Genomic DNA, 26,652 nt, shown 5'->3' on the forward strand with positions numbered 1-26,652 from the left:
CGGTGCCCGGCGCCACCCTCGTCATCGCCCCCACCACGGTTTACGGCGGCGCGGAACTGACCGAGCTGCTCCGACGCGAGCGGGTCAGCCACGTGGTCATGACGCCGTCCGCGTTGGCGTCGGTGGACCCGGCCGAGCTTCCCGAGGTGCGGATGGTCGGCGTCGGTGGTGAGGCGTGCCCGCCGGAGCTGATGGCCCGCTGGGCAGACCAGCGCACGTTCATCAACGGATACGGGCCCACCGAGGCGACGATTCTCGCGACCAGCAGTCGGCCGCTGGTGCCGGGCCGTCCGATCACCGCGGGCCCGCCGGTGCGCGGGATGCGGGTGGTGGTGTTGGACAGCACGCTGCGACTTGTGCCGGACGGGGTGGTCGGCGAGCTCTACCTCGCCGGGCCGGGTCTGGCTCGCGGCTACCGCGGCCGCCCCGACCTGACCGCGGACCGGTTCGTTGCCGATCCGTACGGTGCCGCCGGCGAGCGGATGTACCGCACCGGTGACCTGGTCCGTTGGGTCGGTGGCGAGATCGAGTATGTGGGCCGTGCCGATTTCCAGGTGAAGGTCCGGGGGTTCCGGATCGAGCTCGGCGAGATCGACGCGGTGCTCGGCTCCCATCCGAGTGTCGAGTTCGTGACGACGCAGGGGCATGCGGGTCCGGCCGGGGCGACCGTGCTGGTGGCGTATGTGCTGCCGGTCGACGGGGTTGCCGTCGACAATGAGGTGCTCAGGGAGTATGCCGCGCTGTCGCTTCCGGCGCACATGGTGCCGTCGGCGATCATGGTGTTGGACGAGATTCCGCGGACGCCGGTCGGCAAGCTGGATCGGAAGGCGTTGCCGGCGCCGGTGTTCGAGGCTCGGGTGTACCGGGCGCCGTCGACGCCGGTGGAGGAGATCGTGGCGTCGGTGTTCGGTGAGGTGCTCGGGGCCCCGCGGGTCGGTGCCGATGACGACTTCTTCGAGTTGGGTGGCAACTCGCTGCTCGCGACGCAGGTTGCCGCGCGTCTCGGTGCGGCGCTCGACACCCGGGTGGCTGTGCGGGACCTGTTTGACGCGGCGACCGTCGAATCGCTGGCTGGCCGCGTCGCGTCGGTGGCGGGCAGCGGTGCGCGCCCGGAACTGACCGCGCAGGCTCGGCCCGAGCGGCTGCCGCTGTCGTTGGCGCAGCAGCGGATGTGGTTCCTCAACCGGTTCGACCCGGAGTCCGCTGCCTACAACATTCCGGTCGCGATCCGGCTGTCCGGGCACCTCGACGTCGGGTCGCTGCGGGCGGCCGTCGCGGACGTCCTGTCCCGGCACGAGGTCCTGCGGACCGTCTACCCGGAGACCGCGGACGGGCCCGTCCAGGTGATCCTCCCCGCCGACGGCGCGGTGCCGGACCTCACGGTGGTGCCGACCACCGAGGCCCAGGTGACCCGGGTGGTCACCGACTTCGTGCAGGCCGGTTTCGACGTGACCGCGCAGGTCCCGGTGCGAACCCTGCTGCTTCGCATCGACCGTGACGGCCTCGACGAGACCGCCAGCGACGAGCACGTCCTCGCCATGGTCGTTCACCACATTTCCGCGGACGGCTTTTCGATGGCGCCGTTCACCCGCGACGTGATGATCGCGTACGCGGCACGCACCGCGGGACAGCTGCCGGGCTGGGCATCCCTGCCGGTGCAGTACGCCGACTACGCGCTGTGGCAGCGGGAGGTCCTCGGTTCGGAGAACGATCCGGACTCCCTGATCGCCGGGCAGATCGGCTACTGGATCACCGCGCTGGGTGGGCTGCCGGACCAGCTTGAGCTCCCGACGGACCGGCCGCGACCTGCGGTGCAGTCGTACCACGGCGGAAGGATCGAGTTCGCGGTCAGCGAGGACCTGCATCGCGGTCTCGTCGATGTCGCGCGCGGCAACAACGCGACGCTGTTCATGGCGGTGCACGCCGCGTTCGCGGCGCTGCTTGCCCGGTCGTCCGGGACCGAGGACATCGCGGTCGGCACCCCGTTCGCCGGCCGCGGCGAGGCCGCCCTCGACGACCTGGTCGGCATGTTCGTCAACACCCTCGTCTTCCGCACCCAGGTCGCCGCGGACGCCACCTTCACCGAACTGCTCGCGGCGGTCCGCGAGACCGACCTGGGAGCATTCGGCAACGCGGACGTGCCGTTCGAGCGACTGGTGGAGGTGCTGAATCCGACCCGATCGACGGCGCGGCATCCGCTGTGCCAGGTGGGATTCTCGTTCCAGAACCTGTCCGGCGGACAGTTCGAGCTGCCCGGGTTGTCCGTCGCGGCGGTCGATTTCGAGTCCGAGATCACCCAGTACGACCTGCACCTGATCGTCGCCGACCGCTACGACGGCGACGGGGACCCGGCCGGCATGTCGGCTGCGATCACCTACTCGACGGCACTGTTCGACGCGGGCACCGTGCAGGCGTTCGCGGACCGGTTCGTCCGGATCCTCGAGGCCGTCGTCGCGGACCCGGCCGCGATCGTCGGCGACGTCGACCTGCTCGGAACTGCCGAGCGGGACCGCATCCTCGACGGCTGGAACGCGACCGACCGGCCCGTCCGCGAGGCGACGCTCGTCGACCTCGTCGACCGCCAGGTGGCACGCACCCCGGACTCGACCGCGCTGGTCTTCGAGGGCGAGACGCTGAGCTACGGGCAGTTCGATGTCCGGGTGAACCGACTCGCGCGCAGGCTGATCGCCGAGGGCGTCGGCCCGGAAACGCTGGTCGGACTGGCGATCCGGCGGTCAATCGACCTGCTCGTCGGCATGTACGCGATCGTCAAGGCGGGCGGCGCGTACGTGCCGCTCGACCCCGACCATCCCATCGAACGCATTGCGCTGGTGCTCGAGTCCGCGGCTCCGGCCCTGGTCCTCACCCGCACCCAGGACGGCCTGGATCTCGGAGCCGGGGTGCGGACCCTGACGGTTGACGCCGCGGACCTGGAGTCGCTCGACGGATCGCCGATCGCGGACGCGGAGCGGGTCGCCCCGCTGCGCCCGTCCCACCCGGCGTACGTGATCTTCACGTCGGGATCGACGGGACGACCGAAGGGTGTGGCGGTCTCGCACGCCGCGGTCGTGAACCAGATGGCGTGGAAGCAATCCGAGTACCCGCTCGATGCGCGAGATGCGGTGCTGCTCAAGACCGCGGCGACGTTCGACCTGTCCGTGTGGGAGTTCTGGTGGGCGCTGCAAACCGGTGCCCAGCTGGTGATCGCCCGGCCGGACGGTCATCAGGATCCGGGCTACCTGCTCGACCTAATGGACCGGGAGGCGGTGACCACCCTGCACGTGGTGCCGTCGATGCTGTCGATGCTGCTGACCGAGGCCGATTCCGGGTTCCCTGGCACGGTGACCCGAGTGCTGGCGATCGGTGAGGCACTGCCCGCCGCCACCGCGGCGCGGCTGCGCCGCGTCAGCTCCGCGCGGCTGGACAACCTCTACGGCCCGACCGAGGCCGCGGTCTCGGTGACCTCGTACCGGACGTCCGAGGCGGACACCGTCACGGTGCCGATCGGCTCACCCGAGTGGAACACCCAGGTCTACGTGCTCGATTCACGGCTGCACCCGGTGCCCGCCGGAGTCGCGGGTGAGCTCTACCTGGCAGGTGCCCAACTGGCCCGCGGCTACTACCGCCGCGCCGACCTCACCGCGGACCGCTTCGTCGCGAACCCGTTCGACACCGCAGGCGCGCGGATGTACCGCACCGGCGACGTGGTGCGCTGGCGTGCGGACCTCGCACCGGAGCACGGGACGCTCGAGTACCTTGAGCGCGCAGACTTCCAGGTGAAGGTGCGGGGCTTCCGGATCGAACTCGGTGAGATCGAATCCGCCCTCCGGGCGCGGCCCGGGGTGATCGAGGCCATCGTCGTGGCTCGTGAGGACACGCACCTCGGCATCCAGCTGGTCGGCTACGTCGTCGGCGGCGATGGCGACCGGCCGCTCGATGGCTCGACCGTGCGGGAAGGTCTTGAGGGATCGGTACCGTCGTACATGGTCCCCGCCGTCGTGATGGTCCTCGACCGGTTGCCGCTCAACGTGAACGGCAAGGTGGATCGGAAGTTGTTGCCGGAGCCGGTGTTCGAGGCGCGGGTGTTCCGGGCCCCGTCGACGCCGGTCGAGGAGATCATCGCGGCGACCTTTGCGGATCTGCTGGGTGTGGAGCGGGTCGGGTTGGATGATGACTTCTTCGAGTTGGGTGGCAACTCGCTGATCGCGACGCAGGTGGTGGCGCGGTTGGGTGCGGCGCTGGAGGTGCCGGTGCCTGTGCGGGTGCTGTTCGAGGCGTCGACCGTGTCGGATTTGGCGGCGCGGGTGGAGTCGCAGGCGGGTGTTGGTGGCCGGATCGCGTTGGTTGCGGGCCCGCGCCCGGAACGGGTTCCGCTGTCGCTGGCGCAGCAGCGGTTGTGGTTCCTGAATCGCTTCGATCCGGAGTCGGCTGCTTACAACATTCCGATGGCCATTCGGCTGACCGGGCGACTGGACATCGATGCGTTGCAGGCGGCTGTGGTCGACGTGCTGGAGCGGCACGAGTCGCTGCGCACCATCTATCCGGAGTCGGATGGTTCTGCGTATCAGCTGATTGTCCCTGTTGCACAGTCTGTTCCAGATCTGGCACCGATCGAGGTGACATCCGAGACCATCGCGGCCACCGTCGCGGGGGTGATGGCCAGGAGCTTCGACCTCACCTCCGAGGTGCCGGTGCGGGGCGGGATCTATCGCCTCGGCGACGCCGAGCATGTCCTGGTGTTGGTGGTTCACCACATCAGCGCGGACGGCTGGTCGATGGGCCCGTTGACCCGGGACGTGATGCTCGCGTACGCGGCGCGGACCGCGGGCACGGAGCCGACCTGGGCTGCGTTGCCGGTGCAGTACGCCGACTTCTCGTTGTGGCAGCGGGAGGTGCTCGGCTCGGAGGACGATCCGGAGTCGGTGATCTCGCGGCAGCTCGGGTACTGGACGGAGGCGTTGGCGGGTCTTCCCAGCGTGTTGGAGCTTCCGACCGATCGGCCGCGTCCGGCGGTGATGTCCGGGCGTGGGGTCACGCACGAGTTCGAGATCGATGCCGAGCTGTACGGCGCGTTGGAGGCCGTGGCCCGCGAGCATCGTGTGACGGTGTTCATGGTTGTGCATGCGGCGCTGGCGGTGTTGCTTGCCCGGCTCAGTGGCTCGTCCGACGTTGCGATCGGGACGCCGGTCGCTGGCCGTGGCGACGAGGCGCTCGACGACCTGGTCGGCATGTTCGTTAACACGCTGGTGTTGCGGACCGCGGTCGAGGGTGGCGAGTCGTTCGCGGATCTTCTCGGGCGGGTGCGGGAGACGGATCTGGCGGCGTTCGCGCACGCCGATCTTCCGTTCGAGCGGCTGGTGGATGCCGTGAATCCGGTTCGTTCCCAGTCGTACACGCCGCTGTTCCAGGTCTCGCTTGCCTTCCAGAACCACGCATCGACGGCTCTGGAGCTTGATGGACTGCACGTCTCGGCGGTCGACAGCGACGTGGTTGTCGCGCGGTTCGACCTTGAGGTCATCGTCGTCGACCGACTCGTCGACGGTGCCCCGGTCGGCGCAGCCGTGGCGTTGACCTATGCGACGGATCTGTTCGATGGGGCCACCGCGGCCCGGTTCGGTGCGGCGTTCCTGCATATTCTTCGTCGGGTCGGTGCCGGCACCGTCGGGGAACTCGGCGACCTCGAGCTGATCTCCGCGCCGGACCGCGAGGTGATGCTTGGGGAGTGGAACGCGACCGCGGTGGAGGTTCCGGCCGGAACCCTGGTCGATCTGATCGACCGGTCCGCCCGCGAGAATGGCACCGCACCCGCCGTGACCTTCGAGGGCGAGACGCTCTCCTTCGCCGAGTTCGATTCCCGGGTCAACCGGCTTGCCCGTCACCTCATCGGGATCGGTGTTGGACCGGAGGATCGGGTTGTGGTTGCCGCCCGCCGGTCGGTGGAGATGCTCGTCGGCATGTACGCGGTGATGAAGGCCGGTGGCGCGTATGTGCCGGTCGATCCGGATCAGCCCGTCGAGCGGTTGGCGGCGGTCCTCGCGATCGCCGAGCCGGTGTGTGTGCTGACGACCGAACGCGATCGGGTCGAGGTGCCGGCCGGTGTGGTGGTCGTCGAACTGGACCGTGTCGATCTGGTGGGTCTCAGTGATGGTCCGGTTTCGGACGGCGATCGGATGCGCCCGCTGCGTCCCGGCAACCCCGCGTATGTCATCTTCACGTCCGGTTCGACCGGGGTGCCGAAGGGTGTCGCGGTCACGCACGAGGCGATCGTGAACCAGCTCAGTTGGTTCATTGGCGAGTACGCGGTGACGCCGTCGGATGTGGTGTTGCAGAAGACACCGATTGTGTTCGATCCGTCGGTGTGGGAGTTGTTCGTGCCGTTCCTCGCTGGCGCACACCTGGTCATTGCCCGCCCGGACGGGCACCGCGATCCGGACTACCTGGTGTCGATGTCTCGGGAGTGGGGGGTGACCCTCCTTGGCTTCGTGCCGTCGATGCTGGCCACCCTGGCGTCGGGCGCGGTGTCGGCGTTGCCGCCGTCGGTGCGGGCTCTGCAGTTGGCGGGTGAGGCGCTCAGTCCCGAGCTCGCGGCGCGGGTCATGGGCGCATCGCCGGTGCGCATCAACAATGCGTACGGTCCTGCCGAGACGACGCTGACGTCGGTGCACTACTGGTGCGACGGGACCGAGTCGGATTCGATGCCGATCGGTCGGCCGGTGTGGAACACGCAGGCATACGTGTTGGATTCGCGGTTGCATCCGGTGTTGCCGGGTGTCGCGGGAGAGGTGTATCTCGCGGGCAGGCAGGTCTCGCGCGGTTACCACGGTCATCCGGGCCGGACGGCGGAACGGTTTGTTCCGAACCCGTTCGGGGGACCGGGCTCTGTCATGTATCGCACGGGCGACCTCGCCCGCTGGCGTGCGGATGGCCAGTTGGAGTACCTGGGGCGCACCGACTTCCAGGTGAAGCTGCGCGGCCAGCGCATCGAGCTGGGGGAGATCGAGTCGGCTCTCGAGCGTGTCGGTGGTGTGTCGCAGGCGGTGGTGGTGCTGCGCTCGGATCCGGCGGTTGGTGATCGACTGGTCGGGTATGCGGTGCCGGATCCGGGCGTGGCGCTGACCTCGAGCGCGCTGCGGGAGCGGGTGGCGGAGTCGTTGCCGGGGTACATGGTGCCGTCCACGGTGATGGTGCTCGAGGCGTTCCCGCTCAACACCAGCGGCAAGCTGGATCGGAAGTTGCTGCCGGAGCCGGTGTTCGAGGTGCGGGTGTTCCGTGCGCCGTCCACGCCCGTCGAGCGGGTCGTTTCAGCGGTGTTCGGTGAGGTGCTCGCGGTCGAGGAGGTCGGACTCGATGACGACTTCTTCGCGTTGGGCGGCAACTCGCTGATCGCGACGCAGGTGGTGGCGCGGTTGGGTGCCGCGTTGGACACGCAGGTGCCGGTGCGGATGCTGTTCGAGGCGTCGACGGTGGGGGAACTGGCGGGCCTGGTCGAGGCCCATGCCGGCGCTGGCGGCCGGGTCGCGTTGCGCGCCGGCGAGCGCCCGGACCGGATTCCGTTGTCGCTCGCACAGGCTCGGCTGTGGTTCCTGAACCGGTTCGCCCCGGAGTCGACCGCGTACAACATTCCACTGGCGGTTCGGTTGACGGGCGTGCTCGAGGTGGCCGCGTTGCAGGCGGCGGTCGGTGATGTGCTTGAGCGGCACGAATCGCTGCGCACGAGGTACCCGGAGTCGGACGAGGGTCCGCGGCAGGTGATCGTTCCGTCCGCTGAGGTGACCCTCGACCTTGAGCCGAGGAGCATCGCCGACGTCGACATGCTCGCCGCGGCTGCGGAGTTCCTGTCCGAGGGGTTCGACGTGCGGGTTGCACCGCCGGTGCGTGCGCGACTGTTCGAGGTGTCCGATACCGATCGGGTCCTGGTGATGGTGGTGCACCACATCAGTGCGGACGGTCTGTCGATGGCGCCGCTGGCCCGTGACGTGATGGTGGCCTACGCTGCCCGTGCGGAAGGGGCGGCGCCGGCGTGGTCGCCGCTGCCGGTGCAGTACGCGGACTACACGGTGTGGCAGCACCGGATGCTCGGTTCGCTCGATGACGAGAACAGTCTGGCTGCACAGCAACTCAAGTTCTGGAGGGGCGAGCTCGCGGCGTTGCCCGACGCCCTGGATCTCCCCGTCGACCGGCCGCGCCCGGCCGAGCAGTCGATGCGGGGTGCGCGGTACGACTTTGCCCTCGACGAGGGCACCACAGCGGCGATCCGCGAGTGCGCCGCCGCGCACGGCGCAACTCCGTTCATGGTGCTGCATACCGCGCTGGCCGTGCTGCTGGCCAGGCTCTCCGGGACGTCGGACATTGTTATCGGCACCCCGGTCGCCGGACGTGGCGAGGCCGCGTTGGATGACCTGGTCGGCATGTTCGTCAACACCTTGGTGTTGCGCACCGAGGTGGACGCGTCGGCGTCGTTCGCGGACCTGTTGGGCATTGTTCGTTCGACGGACGTCCGGGCCTTCGGGCACATGGACGTGCCGTTTGAGCAACTTGTCGACGCACTGAACCCGGCGCGGTCGAAGGCGCACAATCCACTGTTCCAGGTATCGCTGTCGTTGCAGAACCAGGAGCAGGCGGTTCTGGAACTGCCCGGCCTGACGGTCGGCGCGCTCGACACCGATGTCGAGGTCACCCAGTTCGACCTGTCACTCACCCTCGGTGACCAGGTGGACGCGCACGGCGCAGCCGATGGCATGTACGCGTGCTTCGTGTATGCGACGGATCTGTTCGACGAGTCGACGATCGCGGCGTTCGCGTCGCAGTTCGTCCGCATCGTTGAGGCCGTGGTCGCGGATGCGGCCGCGGTCGTCGGCGACATCCGCATGGTCAACCGGCAGGAGGCGCAGACGTGGCTCGCCCGCGCAACGGGCGAGACCGTCCCCGGCAATGGTGGCCTTCTACTCGACGACTTCGAGGCGCAGGTCGCACGCACGCCGGACGCGATCGCACTCGCCGACGACACCCGCCGGATGACGTATCGGGAGTTCGACGCTCGGGCCAACCGCATCGCGCGTGTTCTCATTGCGCGTGGGGTCCGACCCGAAGCAACGGTTGCGATCGCGATGCGCCGGTCGCTCGACCTGTTCGTCGCGATCTACGCGGTCCTCAAGGCGGGCGGGGCCTATCTCCCGGTGGACCCGGATCAGTCGGGGACCCGCAACGAGTTCGTTCTGGAGGCGGCCACTCCGCTACTGGTCCTGACCAGCGCGGCGGACCGCGCGGACCTTCCTCCGACCGAGGCGGAGGTCGTCGAGATCGATTGCCTCGATACCGCCGGCGTTCGCGGCGAGCAGATCGATCCGTCGGAGCGGATCGGGGTGCTGCGTCCGGGCAATGCCGCGTACGTGTTTTTCACCTCGGGGTCGACCGGACGGCCGAAGGGTGTCGTGGTGTCCCACGACGCGATCACCGGTCATCTGCGGTGGATGCGGGACCGGGCGAGTATGACGAATGCGGACGTCGTGCTGCACAAGGCGGTCGAGACGTTCGACATCGCGGTCTGGGAATGCTTCGGTGGCCTGCAGTCCGGCGGTCGGGTCGTGGTGGCCCGCGCCGATGGGCATCGCGATGCGCGGTACCTTGCGGATCTGATGGCGCGTGAGCGGGTGACGGTTGCGCACTTCGTGCCGTCGATGCTCGATCTCTTCCTCGGGTCGGACGGTGTCGCCCTACCGGACTCGCTTCGTTTCGTCTTTGTCGGTGGCGAGGCGATCTCGATCGACCTGGCGCGGTCGGCCGCCACGCGCGGGCTGTCGGTCCACAACAGTTACGGACCGACCGAGGTGACGGTCACTGCCACCTGGTTCGACCACGCTGGTCGTGCGCGGGGCGCCGTGGTGCCGATGGGTGGTCCGGCGTGGAATACCCGGGCGTATGTGCTCGATTCGCGGTTGCACCCGGTTCCGATCGGGGTCGCCGGTGAGTTGTATCTGGCCGGCGAGCAGGTTGCGCGGGGCTATCTCGGCAGGCCGGACTTGACGGCTGATCGGTTCGTTGCCGATCCGTTCGGGACCGTTGGTGATCGCATGTATCGGACCGGTGACCGCGTGCGGTGGAACGGCGAGGGCGACCTCGAGTTCCTCGGCCGCACGGACTTCCAGATCAAGCTGCGGGGCCAGCGGATCGAGCCGGGAGAGATCGAAGCGGTTCTCCGTCGACATCCGGCGGTGGCGCAGGCGGTCGTCGTCGCGCACGCCGACGAGCGGACAGGCATGCAACTCGTCGGGTATGCCGTTGCGTCCGATGGGATGGAGGTCGGGTCGGCGGAGCTGAGGGCGTACCTCGATACCCGTCTTCCCCGGTTCATGGTGCCCTCGGCGATCGTGGGCATCGATCAGATGCCGCTCAATGCTGCCGGGAAGTTGGACCGCAGAGCACTACCTGCGCCACGATTCGAGACGTCCACGGACGCCTACGTCGCTCCCCGCACCCCGGTCGAGGCGTTCGTTGCCGATGCCTTCGCCGCCGTCGTCGGCATTGAGCAGGTCGGTGCCACCGACAGCTTCTTCGAGCTCGGCGGCCACTCGCTGCTCGCGGTCCGGGTCGTGGCTCGGCTGAACGCCCGATTCGGGGTCGATCTCGGGGTCCGGGTGATCTTCGACGCCCCGACCGTTGCGGCACTGGCGGAGGTTGTCGAACGGTCCGGCTTGGCGTCGGACCGTCCCGCGCTGACCGCACGCCCGCGTCCCGACCTGATTCCGCTGTCCCTTGCACAGCAACGCATGTGGTTCCTCAACCAGTTCGACACCGAATCGGCGCTGTACAACATTCCGGCAGCGGTGCGACTGTCCGGCCAGCTGGATGTCGGGGCACTGCGGGCAGCAGTCGGCGACGTGCTGGCCCGGCACGAGGTGCTGCGCACGCGGTACCCGTCCGTCGACGGAACGGGCAGCCAGCAGGTCCTGCCGGTCGGCGCGTTCACCCTCGACCTGACGCCGGAGACGATCCCGGCAGCGGACACGATCACCCGGGTCACCGAGGTGGTCACCGCCGGCTTCGACGTGACCACCCAGGTCCCGGTGCGGGCCCGGCTGTTCGCCGTCGCCGACACCGACGACCACGTCCTCGTGCTGGTGGTGCATCACATCGCGGGCGACGGGGTCTCGATGGGGCCGCTGACCCGCGACGTGATGCTCGCCTACGCCGCCCGCGGCGCGGGCAGCGCGCCGGACTGGGCGCCGCTCACCGTCCAGTACGCGGACTACAGCCTGTGGCAGCACGAGGTTCTCGGCTCCGAGCACGACCCGGCTTCGCTGATCTCCCGGCAGCTGTCGCACTGGACGACGGCCCTAGACGGGCTGCCGGACCAGCTGGAGCTGCCGACGGACCGACCGCGTCCCGCCGTGGCGACCAACAGCGGAGCGGTGGTGTCGTTCACGCTGGACGCGAGCCTCCATCGAGGCCTCGGCGACCTTGCCCGGACCCACAATTCGACGATGTTCATGGTGCTGCACACGGCGCTGGCCGTGCTGCTCGCCAGGCTCTCCGGGACCTCGGACATCGCGATCGGCACTCCGATCGCGGGACGTGGCGACGCGGCACTCGACGAGCTGGTCGGCATGTTCGTCAACACGCTGGTCCTGCGGACGCCCGCCGAGCCGTCCACCACCTTCGCGGATCTGCTTGAGCAGGCTCGGGAGACGGACCTGTCGGCGTTCGCGAACGCGGACGTGCCGTTCGAACGGCTGGTGGAGGTGCTGAGCCCGACCCGCTCGCAGTCGCGGAACCCGCTGTTCCAGGTGGCCATCGCCATGCAGAACACCGGGCCGGTCGAGTTCGAACTGCCCGGGCTGAGCCTGAGCGGCGTCGACTTCGACGGGCACGTCGCCAAGTTCGACCTGCAGCTGGCGATCATGGAGTCGTTCACCGAGGACGGCGTCGCCGACGGCATTGCGGCCGAATTCCTGTACGCGACAGATCTGTTCAACGAGCAGACCGTCGTCCGCTTCGCGGAGCGACTGGTGTCCATCGCCCACGCGGCGGTTGCGGCCCCCTCGACCGCGATCGGCGACATCGACCTCCTCACCCCTGCGGAACTGGTCGAGCTGAGCAGTCGGCGCGGCGCGGACGCCGGCCCGGTGCGCACGCTGCCGGAGGTGCTCGCCGCCGCGGCGAGGATGCACCCGTCGGCGCCCGCCGTCACACTCGAGGGTCGCACCCTGACCTACCGGGAGATCGACGAGTGGTCGTCCCGGGTGGCGCGGGTGTTGATCGCGGAGGGGGTGGGCCCGGAGTCGTTCATTGCGCTGGGGATCACCCGGTCGATCGAGTCGGTGCTGGCGGTGTGGTCGGTGGCAAAGACCGGCGCCGCGTTCGTTCCGGTCGACCCGAACTACCCCGCCGACCGGGTCGCGCACATGGCGTCGGACTCGGGTGCCCGGATCGGCCTGACCGTGTCCGCGTCCGTGGACCGGCTCCCGGGCAGCGTCCGCTGGCTGGTCCTCGACGACCTCGACTTCGCCGCCCGCTGCCGGGTGCAGCCCGCGGGCGAGGTCGACGCGTCCGAACGCCGCGGTGCCCTCCGGGTCGAGAACACCGCCTACGTCATCTACACGTCGGGGTCGACGGGCAAACCGAAGGGCGTCGCCGTCACCCACGGCGGACTGTCCAACCTGGCGGACGAACAGCGGGACCGGTTCGGGATCGATGCCGACTCGCGGACACTGCATTTCGCGTCCCCGAGCTTCGATGCCTCGATGCTGGAATTGCTGCTCGCGGTCGGAGCTGGCGCGACGATGGTGATCGTGCCGACCACGATCTACGGCGGTGCGGAACTGGGTGAGCTGATCCGGGACGAGCGGGTGAGCCACGTCTTCATCACCCCGGCCGCGCTGGCCTCGATCGACCCTGCCCAGGTCCCGGAGCTGCGGTCGGTGATGGTCGGCGGCGAGGCATACTCGCCGGACCTGGTCGCCCGCTGGGCGGCCGACCGCGCCTTCTTCAACGTCTACGGGCCCACCGAGACGACGATCCTCGCCACCAGCAGTGATCCGCTCACCCCGGGCGGGCCGATGCCGATCGGCGAGGGTCTGCGCGGGGTGCGCACCCTCGTCCTCGACGGCAGGCTGCACCCGGTCCCCGTCGGTGTTGCCGGGGAGCTGTACCTGTCTGGCCCCGGTGTCGCGCGCGGCTACCTCGATCGGCCGGGGCTGACCGCCGACCGCTTCGTCGCGAATCCCTTCGCCGCGGACGGTGCCCTCGCGGGCGACCGGATGTACCGGACCGGTGACGTGGTGCGGTGGACGGATGCGGGTGAGCTCGACTACGTCAGCCGCGCCGACTTCCAGGTGAAGGTCCGCGGCTTCCGGATCGAACTCGGCGAGATCGACCTGGCGTTGACCGCTCACGACGACGTCGACTTCGCGACGACGATCGGCCACACCGCCGGGGGCTCGACCTCGCTGGTGTCCTACGTGGTGGCCGTACCGGGTCGGGTGCTCGACCCGAGCGCGCTCAAGGAGTTCGTCGGTCGATCACTGGCCGCCCACATGGTGCCCGCCTCGATCATGGTGCTCGACGAGATCCCGCTGAACCCGGTCGGCAAGCTCGACCGGAAGGCGCTGCCGGAGCCCGTCTTCGAGGCCCGCGAATTCCGCGCCCCGTCGACCCCGGTCGAGCAGATCGTCGCGAACGCCTACGCGGAGGTGCTCGGCGCCACTCGCGTCGGGCTCGATGACGACTTCTTCGAGCTCGGTGGCAACTCGCTGATCGCGACGCAGGTCACCGCCCGTCTCGGCGCCGCGCTCGACGCAACCGTCCCGGTCCGGCTCATGTTCGAGGCCAGCACGGTCGCGGAGCTCGCGGTGCGGGTCGGCCAACTCGCGGGACACGGTGGGCGTCCGGCGCTGCGTCCGGGCGACCGGCCGGAGCAGCTGCCGCTGTCGCTGGCGCAGCAGCGGATGTGGTTCCTCAACCGGTTCGACCCGGAGTCGGTGGCCTACAACATTCCGTCGGCGATCCGGCTGACCGGTCACCTCGATGTGGCGGCCCTGCAGGCCGCGGTCGGGGACGTGATGGCGCGGCACGAGGTGCTGCGCACCGTGTACCCGCAGGCCGAGGACGGCACCGCGACGCAGGTGATCCTGCCGATCGGGGACGTCGTGGTGGACCTCGACCCGGTCGTCGTGCCTGCCGACCGGGTGGTCGCCGAGGTGACGGCGTTCGTGTCCGCCGGATTCGATGTCACCGCGCACGTCCCGATCCGGGCGCTGCTGGTGCGGGTCGACGGCACCGACGCGAACCCCGAACACGTGCTCGCCCTCGTCGTCCACCACATCGCGGCCGACGGGTCCTCGATCGGGCCGTTCACCCGGGACCTGATGGTGGCGTACGCGTCTCGTGCCGCCGACACCGTCCCGCCGCAGCAGCCGCTGCCGGTGCAGTACGCGGACTACGCGTTGTGGCAGCGGGAGGTCCTCGGCAGCGAGGACGATCCGGCGTCCCTGATCTCCGCGCAGCTCGACTACTGGAGGACCGCGCTCGCAGGCCTTCCCGACCAGCTCGATCTGCCGACCAACCGGCCGCGCCCGGCGGTGCAGTCGTATCACGGCGGAACGATCGAGTTCGCGGTCAGCGCCGAGCTGCACCGGGGTCTGGCCGCCATCGCGCGCGGCAACAACGCCACCCTGTTCATGGTCGTGCACGCCGCGTTCGCGACGCTGCTCGCGCGGCTGTCGGGGACACGGGACATCGCGGTCGGCACCCCGTTCGCCGGCCGCGGCGACGCCGCGCTCGACGACCTGATCGGGATGTTCGTCAACACCCTGGTCTTCCGGACCGATGTCGCGCCGGACGCGAGCTTCACCGAGCTGCTTGCGCTGGTCCGGGAGGCGGACCTCGGGGCGTTCGGGAACGCGGACGTGCCGTTCGAGCGGCTCGTCGAGGTGCTCAACCCGACCCGCTCGACCGCGCGGCACCCGCTGTGCCAGGTCGGCTTCTCGTTCCAGAACCTCGCCGAGGCCACCTTCGAACTCGACGGCCTGGAGATCGCGCCCGCCGAGCTGGCGTCCGAGGTCTCCCAGTTCGACCTGCACCTGATCATCGGTGACCGCTACGACGAACAGGGGACGCCGATCGGGTTGGGCGCCAACCTGACCTACGCGACGGCCCTCTTCGATCGGGGCACCGCGCAGGCGTTCGCGGATCGCTTCCTCGGGATCCTGGAACGGGTCGTCGCCGACCCGGACGGGACCGTGGGGGACCTGCCGATGGTCACCGCGGCCGAGTCCGAGCAGATCCTCGGCGACTGGAACGCCACCGACGAGTCGGTGCCCGACGCGACCCTCGTCGACCTCTTCGCGGCGCAGGCCACCCGGACCCCGGACGAGGTTGCGCTGGTGTTCGAGGAGCAGACGCTGACCTACCGAGAGTTCGCGTCCCGGGTGAACCGGTTGGCGCGCAGGCTGATCGAGGAGGGGGTCGGCCCCGAGGCCCCGGTGGGTCTGGCGATGCGGCGGTCCGTCGAGCTGATGGTCGGCATGTACGCGATCGTCACGGCGGGCGGCGCCTACGTGCCGATCGACCCGGACCATCCGGGGGATCGGATCGCCCTGATCCTGGAGTCGGCGGCCCCGGCGCTGGTGCTGACCCGGACCGCCGACGCGGTCGCGCTGCCCGACGACGTCCGGTCGCTGGCGGTGGACACCCTCGACCTGTCCGGCATCCCGGACGCACCGGTCGACGACCGGGACCGGCTGGCGCCGCTGCGCACCGGGAACCCGGCGTACGTGATCTTCACGTCGGGTTCGACCGGCAGGCCGAAGGGCGTCGCCGTCTCCCACGCGGCCGTCGTCAACCAGATGGTGTGGAAGCAGGAGGAATACGGGCTCGGCGGCACCGACGCGGTGCTGCTCAAGACCGCGGCCACCTTCGACCTGTCGGTGTGGGAATTCTGGTGGGCGCTGCAGACCGGTGCGCGGCTGGTCATCGCCCGCTCCGACGGGCATCGGGATCCGGCGTACCTCCTTGACCTGATGACGCGCGAGTCGGTGACGACCCTGCACGTGGTGCCGTCGATGCTGTCGATGCTGCTGGCGGACCAGCAGCACCGCTTCCCGGAGTCGGTGACCAGAGTCCTGGCCATCGGCGAGGCACTGCCCGCGGACACCGCGGCGCGGTTGCGGGCCGTCAGCGGTGCCCGGCTCGACAACCTGTACGGACCGACCGAGGCGGCGGTCTCGGTGACCTCATACCGGACGTCGGAGGCGGACGCGGCGACGGTGCCGATCGGCAGGCCCGAGTGGAACACCCAGGTGTTCGTCCTCGACGGACGCCTGCACCCGGTGCCGGTCGGGGTGCCCGGCGAGCTGTACCTCGCAGGCACCCAGCTGGCCCGCGGCTACCACGGGCGGGCCGACCTGACCGCGGATCGGTTCGTAGCCAACCCCTTCGGTGACGGCACCCGCCTCTACCGCACCGGCGACGTGGTGCGGTGGCGCGCCGACGGCAACCTCGACTACCTCGAGCGCGCCGACTTCCAGGTCAAGGTCCGCGGTTACCGGATCGAACTCGGCGAGATCGAATCCGCGCTGCGGTCCCTGACCGGGGTGAACGACGCGGTCGTGGTCGCACGGGGCGACGCGCTGGGCGGCACCCGGCTCGTCGGCTACGTCGTCGGGTCCGGCCTCGACGGGGCGCACGTTCGTGGCGCGCTGTCCGGCGCGGTGCCGTCGTACATGGTGCCCGCGGCCGTGCTGGTCCTCGATGCGCTGCCGCTGAACGTGAACGGCAAGGTGGACCGGGCGGCACTGCCCGATCCGGAGTTCGCGCCGCGCGAGTTCCGGGCACCGGCGACCGACACCCAGCGCGCGGTGGCTGCGGTCTTCGCCGAGGTGCTCGGGCTCGAGCGGGTCGGGTTGGACGACGACTTCTTCGAACTGGGCGGCAACTCGCTGGTGGCCACCCGGCTCACCGCGCTCCTCGGCGCCGAGCTCGGTGTCGAGGTTCCGGTGCTGTGGGTGTTCTCGGGTCCCACGGTGGAGTCGATCGCGTCCCGTGCGGATGCCGTCCTCGCGGGTGTCGAGGACGTCGACGCGGACGCCGCGTTCGGCATCCTGCTTCCGCTGCGGGAGCAGGGGACCAAGCCGCCGCTGTTCTGCATCCACCCGGTCATCGGCCTGTCGTGGGCGTTCGGCGGGCTGTCCGCCCACGTCGACCGCGAGCGCGCCATCTACGGTCTGCAGTCGCCCGCGATCTCCGGTGCGGAACCGTTGCCCGCGACCATCGAGGACTGGGCGGCGCGCTACCTGCGGGAGATTCGGACCGTGCAGCCCGAGGGGCCGTACCACCTGATCGGCTGGTCGCTTGGCGGCGTCATCGCCCACGCGATGGCGGCGCAGCTGCAGGCGGACGGCGAGGAGGTGGCCCTGCTCGCGATGATGGACAGCTACGCGGACAACGACATCGAACGCCCGGCGGCCGCGCGCGGCATGACCGCCCGGGACCTGGTCGGCGGTCTGCTCCCGTCGCTCGCGTCGGGGGGCGAACGGGTCGACGAGGATCTCACCATCGACCTCGTGCACGAGCTCGTCGCGGATCTTCCCGCGCCGTTCGGATCGTTCGGGGCCGACCGGATCGCTGCCGCGCTCGCTGCCGCGGGCGCGTCGATCGAGATGATCGGGGAGTACGACCCGCGGCCCTACAAGGGTGACCTGCTGTACTTCGCGGCGTGCGGCGACGACCCGACCGGCGAGATCGGCGCGTCGACGTGGCGCGCCGCCGTCGACGGCCGGATCGCCACCCACCGCATCGAGGCCACGCACTGGGAGATGGCGTCCCCGGAGTCGCTCGCCCGGATTGGTGCGGCGCTCGAGGAATGGTGGTCCGCCGACGGCGAACGCTGACCGACCGAACATGCCTGCAGGACAAGAATCTTCACGGAAAGGAAAGAGATGAGCAATCCGTTCGACGACGAGGAGGGCACGTTCTTCGTGCTGGTGAACGACGAGGGGCAGCATTCGCTGTGGCCGACGTTCGCCGACGTCCCGGCCGGCTGGACGACCGTGCACGGTGCGGCGTCGCGCCAGTCGTGCGTCGAGTACGTCGAGACCAACTGGACCGACATGCGCCCGAACAGCCTGATCGCCGCGATGGCGGCGGAGGCGGAGAAGGCCACGCTCGGCGGCTGACCGCGCGGAAACGGGGAGGGGCTCCGAGCCGAATGGCTCGGTGCCCCTCCCCGTTCTCGCTGATGCGGTCGGCTAGCCGGCGAGGGCCCGGTCGTGCACCCCGCGGACGGCGCGGCCGGACGGGTCCGCCATCGCCGCGAACTCCGGATCCCATTCCAGCGCCGCGGGTGTCGAGCAGGCGATCGACTTGCCGCCGGGTACCGTCGCCGCGCACGCCTCGCCGGGGAAGTGCTGCTCGAAGATCCGCCGGTAGAGGAACGACTCCTTGGTGGCGGGGGTGTTGTGGGGGAAACGCTCGGCGGCGATGGCGAACTCGACATCGGTGACGACGATCTCGGCGTGATCCTTGAGTCCGTCGATCCAGCCGTAGCCCACCCCGTCGCTGAACTGTTCCTTCTGGCGCCACAGGATCTGCTCGGGCAGCGCGCCGTCGAAGGCCTCGCGGATCACCGCCTTCTCGATCCGTCCCCCGCCCGCCATCTTGTACCGGGCATCGATACCCATTGCGGTGTCAAGGAACTCGAGGTCGAGGAACGGGACGCGGGCCTCGACTCCCCACGCCATCATCGACTTGTTCGCCCGGAGGCAGTCGTAGTTGTGCAGCGCGTCGATCTTGCGGACCGTCTCGTCGTGGAACGCCGCCGCGGACGGCGCCTTGTGGAAGTACAGGTAGCCGCCGAAGATCTCGTCCGCCCCCTCGCCGGACAGCACCATCTTCACGCCCATCGCCTTGATCCGGCGGGCGAGCAGGAACATCGGTGTGGACGCGCGGATCGTGGTGACGTCGTAGGTCTCGATGTGCCGGATCACCTCCGGCAGCGCGTCGAGGCCCTCCTCGACGGTGTACACGAATCCGTGGTGCTCGGTGCCGAGCATGTCGGCGGCCAGCTGCGCGGCGGCCAGGTCGGGGGAGCCGTCGAGGCCGATCGCGAACGAGTGCAGGTGCGGCCACCACGCCTCGCTGCGGTCGTCGTCCTCGACGCGGTCGCGGGCGAACTTGGCGGCACACGCCGCAACGAGGGAGGAGTCGAGGCCGCCGGACAGCAGCACCCCGTAGGGAACGTCGGTCATCAGCTGCCGCCGCACGGCCTGTTCGAAGGCCGCACGCAGGGCCGCCGGCGCGACCTCGGTGCCCGCGGTGGCCGCGTACTCGCGCCATGGCCTCAGGTAGTAGCGCCGCAGTTCTCCGGTGACGCTGTCGAAGATGTGTCCGGGGGGGAACTGGGCCACGTCGTCGCAGAGGTCGGCGAGGGACTTCATCTCCGACGAGATCAGCAGGTGACCGTCGCTGTCGTGCCCCCAGTACAGCGGGCAGACGCCGATCGGGTCGCGCGCGATCAGGTACCGACGTCGGTCGGCGTCCCAGAGCGCGAACGCGAAGATCCCGTTGATCCGGCTGACGAAGTCGTCGTCGCCGGTGCGGTAGAGCGCGTTGATGACCTCACTGTCCGAGGCTGTCGTGAAGTCGTAGTCGAGGCCGGCGCGCAGGTCGCGATGGTTGTAGATCTCGCCGTTCACGGCCAGCGCCAGGTAGCCGTCCCGCGAGCGCAGCGGTTGCGCGCCGCTGGCCGGATCGACGATCGCCAGCCGCTCGTGGACGAGGATCACGCCGTCGTCGACGAACACGCCACTCCAGTCGGGCCCGCGGTGGCGTTGCCGCCGGGACGCCTCGACCGCCCTGGCGCGCAACGCCGCCCGGTCGTCGTTGGGGCGCAGGCCGAACATGCCGAGAATTGAACACACAGCGATTGGCTCCTTCGTCACGGGTCTGCCGTCGCGGTGGCTGTGCGACGGTCCGACGGGTGCGCGTGTGGGCCGTCACGCGCTGCTCGGTCGGTGACAGTACTACCGAGTACGGACCCGTCGGCCCGGTTTCGGGAACATCGACTGGACGTGTGTCCAGTCGCGGTGGCGTCCGCGGACAGGTGAAGGTAAACCTTGCTTTACAGGGCTCTATCGGCCCTGGTCGAATACAGGCATGACCGCAGCCATCGACATCTTCCTGATCCTGCACTTCATCGGACTCGCCGCCATCATCGGCAGCTACATGACCGTGCTCAAGGCACCGCGCGTGATCCCGGGCATGCTGCACGGCGCGATCCTGCAGGTCGTCTCCGGGCTGGCACTGGTCGGCCTGAACGAGGCGAACGACGCGGACATGAACCACATGAAGGTGGGCATCAAGCTCGTCGTCGCGATCGTGATCCTCGTCCTCGCCGTCCTCGGACTGCGCGCGGCGAAGGCGGAGCCCGCGGCCCCGACCGGTGGGGCGGCCGTCGCCACCGCGAACTCCACCGCGACCCTCGCGCACGCGATCGGGATCCTCGCCGTCGTCAACGTGATCATCGCGGTCGTCTGGTAGTCACGTCTTCACGCAGGGCACGCAGGGGCCGCATCCGGAAATCCGGGTGCGGCCCCTGTCGTTGGGCGGCAGCGGGTTTCAGTCCCAGATGCCCGCCTGCTCCAGGTGCGTCAGCAGGCGTTGCGCTCCATCGGCGAAATGCGCGCGGGTCACCGCGCCCGCCTCCTCCGCATCGCCCGCCGCCAGTGCGGCGATCAACCGGCCGTGGCTGGCGACCGCGGCCGCGCCCCACTGCGGGTCCGCGGAATACAGGTGCGCGGGGGTGTAGCGCAGCGCGTTCAGCAGGAACCACGACAGCTTGTGCGCCCCGGCCAGCCGGTTGAGGATCCGGTGGAAGGAGAACTCCAGGTCCTCGATCCGGTCGGTGTCCCCGGCAGCGACGGCCCGGGCCAACAGGTCCCTCGCCTCCCGCATCTCGGCCAGGACCGCGGGCGTCACCTGGGGTGCCGCGCGGATCGTGAGCCGTTCCGCGACCTGACCCTGTAGCCAGAACAGGTCGTGCACGTCGGCCCGGGTCAGCGGGGCCACCACGTACCCGCGGTGCGGCACCAGCTCGACGAGCCCCTCCCCGCGCAGCGTCAGCAGCGCCTCCCGCACCGGCGTGACGCTAACGCCGAGTTCGGCCGCGGTCTCGTCGAGCCGGATGAAGTCCCCGGGCCGCACCCCGCCCGACATGATGACGCCGCGCACGTGCGCCGCGACGTCGTCGGACAGTTGGGGCCTGCGGCGCAGCGCGCGGCCGTCGGCCTTGCGGGTGGTGGTCATGTGCTGCTCCTCGTCACGGCAGTTCAGCATAGGGGCAGCGGTGCGCGCCGCCTCCGAACGCTCAGAGCCCGTATGTCTTGCCGATGATGTCGCGCTGAATCTCGCTGGTGCCGCCGAAGATCGTCGAGACGAGGGTCGCGCGGACGTGCTTCTCCATGTCGAACTCGGTGGCGTAGCCGTAGCCGCCCATCATCTGCATGCCCTCGAGCGCGACCCGCTTCGCGGTCTCGGTGGCCTTCAGTTTGGCCATCGACGCCTCCCGCGCCAGCATCTTGTCCGGATGGGCGTCGGCGGCGCGGGCGACGCTGTAGACGAGCAGCTTGGTGCACTCGATCTCGGTGGCCAGGTCCGCGATCCGGTGCCGCAACGCCTGGAAGGTGCCGATCGGCCGACCGAACTGGGTGCGCTGCGTGACGAATGCGAGGGTGTCCTCGAAGGCGCGCTCCGCGGTGCCGAGGATCATCGCGGACAGGATCAGCCGCTCGAAGTTCAACCCGGTCATCAGCTGCCGCCAGCCGTTGCCGACCTCGCCGACGACGGCGTCCTCCGGGAGCACGCAGTCGGTGAAGTAGAGGTCGTTGGTCTCCTTGTGGCCGCCCATCAGTTCGATGCCGCTGATCTTCAGGCCGGGGGTCGTCACCGGCACGTGGAACATCGTCATCCCCTCGTGCTTGCTCTCGCCACGGGAGGTGCGGGCAACGAGCAGGATGTTCTCGGAGATGTGCGCGTTCGAACACCACGTCTTCTGGCCGTTGATCACCCACCCGTCGGAGGTCTTCTCCGCCTTGGTGCTCAGGTTGCCGACATCGGATCCGGCCTCCGGCTCGGACATCGAGATCGACTGCGACACACCGCGAACGATGCCGCGCAGCACGGTCTCCTTCTGCTCGGGGGTGCCGAACTTCGCGTAGGCGCCGCCGGTGATGAGGGTCGGTCCGATCGCACCGATCGGGGCCATTCCGCGCGCGGTCTCCTCCAGCAGGATGCACATGTCGACCATCGTCGCGTCGGATCCGCCGTACTCCTCCGGGACGGTGAGGCCCAGCCAGCCGAGGTCGGCCATCTTCCCGTAGATCTCGGGGCTGTGACTCGCCCTGCCGTGGTCGGTGAGGCGGTCCCGCTTCTCCCTGGTGCCCGCCTCCCGCTTGCAGAAGTCGGCGACGGTCTGGGCGAACGCCCGCTGCTCGGTGCTGAAATCGACGCTCATCGGTGATGCTCCGATCGGAAGTGGCGGATCGCGGCGGGAGCATTGCCCGCCGCGGGGGTACGGCCTACTGTGATGCCGACAACAGTACGACAAATCAAATATATGTGATGTGATCTTGGTTCGGAAGGGTCCGGGTAGGCAAGGATCGAATCAGGACCCACCCCGAACGACGCCATGCGACCGATCTGCCGCGCCAACCGACGGAGGAACGCCCCATGTCCCAGCGCACCGACCACACGCCGAGCGACGCGCAGGCGCCCACCACGTCCGGCACCTTCGCCTCGCTCGACCCGCGCACCGGCGCCGTGCTGGCCGAATACCCGGTGCACGACGCCGAGCACGTCGCCGCCGCGGTCGCCCGCGCCCGCGATGCCGCGATCTGGTGGGCCGACCTCGGCTTCGACGGGCGCAAAAAGTGGCTGCAGAAGTGGAAGTCCGCGATCGCCTCGGACGCCCGCTCGCTGGCCGCGGTGATCTCCGCCGAGACCGGCAAGCCGATCGACGACGCGATCCTCGAGATCATGCTGGCCGTCGAGCATCTGGACTGGGCATCGAAGAACGCGGGGAAGGTCCTCAAGCGTCGCAAGGTGCCGTCCGGGATGGTCAGCGCCAACCAGGAATCCACCCTGGGGTACGAACCGTACGGCGTGGTCGGCGTGATCGGCCCGTGGAACTACCCGATCTACACGCCCATGGGGTCGATCTCCTACGCACTCGCGGCGGGCAACGCGATCGTGTTCAAGCCGAGCGAACTCACCCCCGGCGTCGCCGTGTGGCTGGCCGACAAGTGGAACTCGCTCGTACCGAATCAGCCGGTGCTGCAGGTGGTCACCGGCCTCGGCGCGACCGGGGGCGCGCTCGTCGCGGCCGGCGTCGACAAGGTGGCGTTCACCGGCTCCGGCCCCACCGCGCGCAAGGTGATGGAGGCGTGCGCGAAGACGCTCACCCCGCTCGTCGCGGAGTGCGGCGGCAAGGACGCGATGCTCGTCGCGGCGGACGCCGACCTCGACGCCGCCGTGGACTTCGCGGTCTTCGGCGGGATGGGCAACGCGGGCCAGACCTGCGCCGGGGTGGAACGGATCTTCGTTGCCGACGAGGTGTACGACCCGTTCGTTCGGAAGCTGACCGAGCAGGCATCGCGGCTGCGCACGGGTGGTGGTTCCGGCGACTCCTACGGGCCGATGACCCTGGACCGGCAGAACGAGGTGGTGCGCGGGCAGGTCGAGGACGCACTCGACAGGGGAGCGCGGGCCGTGCTCGGCGGCCGGGAGTCGGTGCGCCACCCCTACATCGAGCCGGTGATCCTCGGCGACGTCCCCGAGGACAGCACCGCGATGACCGAGGAGACGTTCGGGCCGATCGTCGCGGTGAACCGGATGCGCGACCTTGAGGACGGCGTCGACAAGGCGAACCGGTCGAGCTATGGGCTGGGGGCGTCGATCTTCAGTAAGGACCGGGCGAAGGCCCTCGCCGCCGCGGAGCGGTTGCGGACCGGGATGGTGTCGATCAACTCGGTGCTCGGGTTCGCGGGCGTCCCGTCACTGCCATTCGGCGGTGTCGGCGAGTCCGGGTTCGGGCGGATCCACGGCGCGGACGGGCTGCGCGAGTTCTCCCGCCCCAAGGCGGTGACCCGGCAGAAGTTCCGGGCCCCGCTCAACCTGCTGACGATGGAGCGTAAGGGCCGCGACATGAAGATCGCGGAGTGGCTGCTGCGCACCATGCACGGACGGGGCTGACGCCATGCTCCTCATCGACGGAGGCAAGGCGCCGCGCGGTCGCCACGGCTGGCTGCGCCGCATCGAGACCCTCGACCCGGTCCGCGACCATCAGCAAATCCACCGGATCACCGCGGGCTTCGAGTTCCCCTGGGACTACACCCGGGCGCTCGAGTTCGCGCTGTTCCGCACCTACTGCGTGCCGTCCATCTCCGAACTGCTCAAGCGCACAGGCGAGTTCGAGACCCGGCCGCAGAAGCGGTACGACGACACCTCGCTGCTGATGGCGGAGCTGCTCGAGCACGGCTACGACTCGCCGCGCGGCAAGGAGTCGTTGCGGGTGGTCAACCGGATGCACGGCAAGTACGAGATCTCGAACGACGACATGCGGTATGTGCTGTCCACCTTCGTCTACGAGCCGCTGGACTGGATCGAACGGTACGGCTGGCGGCCGCTGCATCCGCACGAACGGCTCGCCGCGTTCCACTTCTACCGGGAGGTGGGGGTGAGGATGGGGATTCGGGACATCCCCGACGACTTCCAGGAATTCCACCGGTTCAAGGCGGCGTACGAGCGGCTGCACTTCCGGAACACGCCCGAGGTTCACGCCGTCGGGGTGTACACCCGGGACCTGTTCTGCTCGTGGTTCCCGGCCGCGGTGCGGCCCGCGGTCGCCGTCGGGGTCACCGCGATGCTCGACCCGATGATGCTCTCGGCGTTCGGTTTCCGGGCCGCGCCGTCGTGGATGCGGCCGGTGGCAGATCGGGCGCTCGGCGTCCGCGCCCACGCCTTGCGGTACTTCCCGCGCCGCGCTGAGTCGGCGAGCGCGCGGGACCCCCGCAACCGCACCTACCCCGGCTATCCGGAGGGGTACCGGCCGAGCGAACTCGGCGCGGAGCCGCTGACCCGCCCGTGAGTCCTTTTGGCCCCGTTGCGGACCAAAAGGACTCACGGGCGGCGGAGCCGCGTGGTCAGCTGTACAGCACCGCCAGCATCAGCGCCTGCATTCGGCCGCGGGCGAGCGGGCCGGTGTCGAACCGCATCAGCCTGCCGATGTCGAGGGTCTGGCCGAGCGCGGCATGGACGAGGAACCGCGCCTCGGCCGCAGGCAGGTCGGGGCGGGCCGCGGCGAGCAGGGTCACCCACTCCTCGATGTGCAGGCGCTGGACGTTGCGGAGGTCGGTGCGCTCGGCGGCGGGCAGGTTCCCGATCTCCGCGAAGTACACGGTCAGCACCTCGGGGCGGGCGAACGCGAGGTCGATGTACGCCGCGACCAGGCGCCGCACCGCAGCGGCCGGCTCGGCGGATTCGGCCAGCGCGGCCCGGGTGGCCGTCGCGAGGCGGTCCGCGGCCCGGTAGAACGCGGCGGCGAGCAGGTCGGCCTTGCTGGGGAAGTGCCGGTACACGCTGGACGCGGTGATCCCGGCCGCGGCGCCGATTTCCTCGATGCTCGACTCCGGATAGCCGCGGAGGTTGAAGATCCGCATCGCCTCGGTCAGCAGCAGTTCGCGGGTCGAGGTGACGGGCAATCCGCGGGCGGACGGGTCGTCGAGCGTCGTCGCGGCCGGGGTCGCGCGCGTCAGGTCGGCGCGCAGCACGGCCCACGCGGCGGCGCGCAGCAGCTTCTCGATCCGGCGGGTGGCCAGCGCCGCCCGGTGCGCGGTGATGCTGCCGATCACGCTGAGCGCGGACGCCGCGAGGACCGCGGCGTCCGTCGGGGCGAGCTCGGGGCGCAGGTCCCGCAGCGGCCGGTTGACCTGCTCGTTGAGGGCCGCGAAGTCGTCGCGCATCGCGGCGCGGTCGTCGGGTTGCAGGTAGCGGCCCTCCCAGCGGTACAGGCCGCCGGTGCGCCGGTTCCGGGTGGTGGTGGTCACCAGCGCCCGCACGATCGCATCGAGTCGGTGCTCGGCGTCCGCGTCCGCGGTGGCGGTCACCGCCTCCTCCGCCGCCGCGCGCAGTGACCCGACGGTGCTCTGCGCGGCCTGCACGAGCAGGGCGTACTTGTTGGGGAAGTGACGGTACAGCGCCGGTCCGGAGATGCCGAGCGCCGCGGCGATGTCGTCGACCCCGACGGCGTGATAGCCCCGGTCGCTGAAGGCTTCCGCGGCGACAAGGGCGATCTGGGCCTTGCGGTTCTTCGGTCGCTTGCGGGGTGCCGGCGGCTCCGGAACCGACCGACGGCGGGTCGACTGGGTCATCGGGCCTCCTGAACTGTTCGACGGAAATGGTATCCGAGCGCTGGCCCCGAACCGGAACCCGCGAGGTGGTCCGGTGCCCGGGGTGGCGGCAGCGAGGGGGCGGGCGAAAATTCTGCTCCGATAGTGGATTTGGTCTTGACAGTACGCGAACCGTGCATGAAAGTTAACGCAAATTCGCCACCGCGCCGGTCCGGAGGGGTGGCGAGGATTCGGGTCTTGTCGAAGGCGGGGAGCC

Annotated in this window: 9 protein-coding genes; 5 read left to right on the plus strand and 4 right to left on the minus strand. The window is 69.8% G+C overall.

Features of this window, described 5'->3' with window-relative positions; translation table 11 throughout:
• Positions 1 to 17,885: non-ribosomal peptide synthase/polyketide synthase (locus ACWF62_RS14525; protein WP_452630453.1), on the plus strand; the 17,885-nt coding region annotated here is incomplete at its 5' end.
• Positions 17,886 to 17,933: 48 nt separating this feature from the next.
• Positions 17,934 to 18,170, plus strand: coding sequence for an MbtH family protein (locus ACWF62_RS14530; RefSeq protein ID WP_452630455.1), 237 nt, complete (start codon positions 17,934 to 17,936; stop codon positions 18,168 to 18,170).
• A 72-nt stretch (positions 18,171 to 18,242) separates the two neighbouring features.
• Here ACWF62_RS14530 and asnB read toward each other — a convergent pair whose 3' ends face one another.
• Positions 18,243 to 19,913: an asparagine synthase B gene (gene asnB, locus ACWF62_RS14535; RefSeq protein WP_452630457.1), complete on the minus strand. Its 1,671-nt coding sequence runs from the start codon at positions 19,911 to 19,913 to the stop codon at positions 18,243 to 18,245.
• Between the two features lie 235 nt (positions 19,914 to 20,148).
• Between asnB and ACWF62_RS14540 the strand changes: the two genes are divergently transcribed.
• Positions 20,149 to 20,532, plus strand: a complete 384-nt coding sequence (locus ACWF62_RS14540) for a hypothetical protein (protein ID WP_378508016.1) — start codon at positions 20,149 to 20,151, stop codon at positions 20,530 to 20,532.
• 78 nt (positions 20,533 to 20,610) lie between these two features.
• On the opposite strand, the gene ACWF62_RS14545 is transcribed toward ACWF62_RS14540, so the two are convergent.
• Both ACWF62_RS14545 and ACWF62_RS14550 read right to left on the minus strand, forming a co-directional pair.
• Positions 20,611 to 21,297: a GntR family transcriptional regulator gene (locus tag ACWF62_RS14545; RefSeq protein WP_378508015.1), complete on the minus strand. Its 687-nt coding sequence runs from the start codon at positions 21,295 to 21,297 to the stop codon at positions 20,611 to 20,613.
• Positions 21,298 to 21,358: 61 nt separating this feature from the next.
• The gene (locus tag ACWF62_RS14550; protein WP_452630458.1) at positions 21,359 to 22,504 is read right to left on the minus strand and encodes an acyl-CoA dehydrogenase family protein; all 1,146 of its coding nucleotides are present in this window, start codon (positions 22,502 to 22,504) and stop codon (positions 21,359 to 21,361) included.
• Between the two features lie 215 nt (positions 22,505 to 22,719).
• On the opposite strand from ACWF62_RS14550, the gene ACWF62_RS14555 reads away from it, so the two are divergent.
• Both ACWF62_RS14555 and ACWF62_RS14560 read left to right on the plus strand, forming a co-directional pair.
• Positions 22,720 to 24,240, plus strand: a complete 1,521-nt coding sequence (locus ACWF62_RS14555; protein WP_378508013.1) for an aldehyde dehydrogenase family protein — start codon at positions 22,720 to 22,722, stop codon at positions 24,238 to 24,240.
• 4 nt (positions 24,241 to 24,244) lie between these two features.
• Entirely contained in the window at positions 24,245 to 25,135 is an 891-nt protein-coding gene (locus ACWF62_RS14560; protein WP_452630459.1) for an oxygenase MpaB family protein, read from the plus strand.
• Positions 25,136 to 25,190: 55 nt separating this feature from the next.
• Here ACWF62_RS14560 and ACWF62_RS14565 read toward each other — a convergent pair whose 3' ends face one another.
• Positions 25,191 to 26,417 carry a TetR/AcrR family transcriptional regulator gene (locus tag ACWF62_RS14565; RefSeq protein WP_452630461.1) on the minus strand — a complete coding sequence of 409 codons (1,227 nt, stop codon included), beginning with the start codon at positions 26,415 to 26,417 and terminating at the stop codon, positions 25,191 to 25,193.
• Between the last annotated feature and the right edge of the window lie 235 nt (positions 26,418 to 26,652).

The organism is Rhodococcus sp. NPDC054953 (assembly GCF_053609225.1).

Excerpts from the sequence above, each read along its gene's own strand:
- ACWF62_RS14530 (WP_452630455.1), top strand. The coding sequence starts at position 17,934 with ATGAGCAATCCGTTCGACGACGAGGAGGGCACGTTCTTCGTGCTGGTG.
- ACWF62_RS14540 (WP_378508016.1), top strand. The coding sequence starts at position 20,149 with ATGACCGCAGCCATCGACATCTTCCTGATCCTGCACTTCATCGGACTC.
- ACWF62_RS14545 (WP_378508015.1), bottom strand. The coding sequence starts at position 21,297 with ATGACCACCACCCGCAAGGCCGACGGCCGCGCGCTGCGCCGCAGGCCC.
- ACWF62_RS14550 (WP_452630458.1), bottom strand. The coding sequence starts at position 22,504 with ATGAGCGTCGATTTCAGCACCGAGCAGCGGGCGTTCGCCCAGACCGTC.
- ACWF62_RS14555 (WP_378508013.1), top strand. The coding sequence starts at position 22,720 with ATGTCCCAGCGCACCGACCACACGCCGAGCGACGCGCAGGCGCCCACC.
- ACWF62_RS14560 (WP_452630459.1), top strand. The coding sequence starts at position 24,245 with ATGCTCCTCATCGACGGAGGCAAGGCGCCGCGCGGTCGCCACGGCTGG.
- ACWF62_RS14565 (WP_452630461.1), bottom strand. The coding sequence starts at position 26,417 with ATGACCCAGTCGACCCGCCGTCGGTCGGTTCCGGAGCCGCCGGCACCC.